The 374-nt window shown below is 46.8% G+C and carries 1 rRNA gene; it reads left to right on the forward strand.

What is annotated here, in order from left to right:
* Positions 1-12 precede the first annotated feature (12 nt).
* Positions 13-127, forward strand: a 5S ribosomal RNA gene (gene rrf / locus JIG37_RS10160).
* Positions 128-374 lie beyond the last annotated feature (247 nt).

Consider the following 374-nt stretch of genomic DNA (forward strand, 5'->3'; position numbering starts at 1 on the left):
AAACCAAATTTGCTTGGTGACAATAGCGTTTTGGACCCACCTGACCCCATGCCGAACTCAGTAGTGAAACGAAACAGCGCCGATGATAGTGTAGCAGCTGCTATGTGAAAGTAGGTCATCGCCAGGCTCCAAATTAAAGAAAGCCCGATTCAAAAGAGTCGGGCTTTTTGCGTTTGTAGCTGTCAGACAGGTAGGTTGGGTAGAGCGAAGCGAAACCCAACATGAGTTAGCGAGTTACAAGTTAGCAAGGGTAAAGTTGAACTGTAGTGTTGTTTAGTACAGAGTCACCCTCAGCATTAACCCAGTTCATTCCCCAGGTAGGTTGGGTAGAGCGGAGCGAAACCCAACATAATCCCTGTCTCTTATACACATCT

The sequence above is a fragment of the Pseudoalteromonas sp. bablab_jr010 genome, assembly GCF_016464105.1.
Taxonomy (GTDB): Bacteria; Pseudomonadota; Gammaproteobacteria; order Enterobacterales; family Alteromonadaceae; genus Pseudoalteromonas; species Pseudoalteromonas simplex.